This is a genomic window from Pseudoalteromonas peptidolytica, assembly GCF_012641745.1.
Lineage (GTDB): Bacteria > Pseudomonadota > Gammaproteobacteria > Enterobacterales > Alteromonadaceae > Pseudoalteromonas > Pseudoalteromonas peptidolytica.
In genome coordinates, this window is the sequence record NZ_WEHZ01000080.1 from 1 (window position 1) to 1,364 (window position 1,364).

A 1,364-nucleotide genomic window follows, 5' to 3' on the forward strand; every position below is an offset into this window, starting at 1 on the left:
AGAACGCCATTTGAAACATTGCTTGATGGAAAATCAATTTGGGCTGAGAAAAATTTAGCTCAAATCTAAACTGACAGCCACCGATTGAAAAACGGGTAACTGTCAGATCAAGTCTGAGCTAGTACACTTTAGCAACAATAAGTTGGAATCTTCTTATCCAAACCTCAGGCTAAATAAAGTGAATATATTTTTCGTAGCCCTAATGAGGTTATCACTAGGGCAATAAATTTAGAAAGTGCGTTATGCTATTGTTGGTGAATAACTGAAGTTTTTATTAAATCACCTCAGTCACATCAACTAAACTGTCGATACACTCTTTGACAGCTGCTCTTGTTGCCTGCTTACGTTCACCATTTTGAATAAACTCTTCTAGTGTAACGTCATTGCTATTATCACTATCCATCTCAGCGAAACGTATTTCTTGACGAGTGGCCAACGCCTGTACAATTTCATCAACACTAATCGCACCACTATCATCAGAATCTAATTGAGCAAACTTTTCTTCTGGTGATGCAAATTTATCGCTACTCGGTACGACAATAAGGCTTGCTTCATCTGCATCTTTTAATGCTTGTACACATTGCACTATTTCGGTCGCATACGTAGATAAATCATGCGAATGACGCTGCTTTGCAAGGTATTCCGTCAGGTCAATACTTGCGTTACCATCAAGATCTGCACGCGCTAACTTTTTTTCAGCTTTAGTCTGTTCATTACCCTGTAATTCATCAAGGATCAGCGTACCACTCTGATCTAAATCGAGTTTGCTAAATACAATTTCAGGTGCTTTTTTATGGTTCCTATCACTTTTTCTTGCCTCAACTTGTACGCTTAAAGTTAATGTAGTTAACACAGCCGCCGAAATAGCAATATTACGTATTGAGTTATTCATGCTCTACCTCTTTTGGGTTAAATAATCTGCGCCCAAACTAAAAAGCTCATTCAGTTAAGGCCGCGATATGTTAGGTTCAATAATAAGATGGTAGGGAAATGTGCAAAGAATATGGAATTCTATATTTAATTTGTGACGTGAAGTGAATCAAAAGCAATATGGCTTCAGGGAAATATAAACCCAGTTATGTATGGGTTCCTAGACGATTTAAATCATACGTTCTTACAATAGCTCGTTAATGATAAGTATCTCACAACTCAAGTTTATACCAATTTGACTTAATACTTGCTCAATTTGAAGGAGTAAATCTGACGCTAACAGCGTTAAAAATTTCTCATTTAGAATAACTAAATAGCAAAATTTTTGCCTTGCCTATATGGATGTAGGTACCTTAGCGATAGCAGGACGCGGTAGCGGAGTTATCGACAAGATTTTCTCGCCTCAAAATAGACCACTTAATTAAGCAAATTGG

At 37.2% G+C, this 1,364-nt stretch carries 1 protein-coding gene; it reads right to left on the bottom strand.

Annotated features, from left to right (window positions below):
• Positions 1 to 274: 274 nt before the first annotated feature.
• Positions 275 to 892, bottom strand: a complete 618-nt coding sequence (locus F9Y84_RS21790; protein WP_147391504.1) for an EF-hand domain-containing protein — start codon at positions 890 to 892, stop codon at positions 275 to 277.
• Positions 893 to 1,364 lie beyond the last annotated feature (472 nt).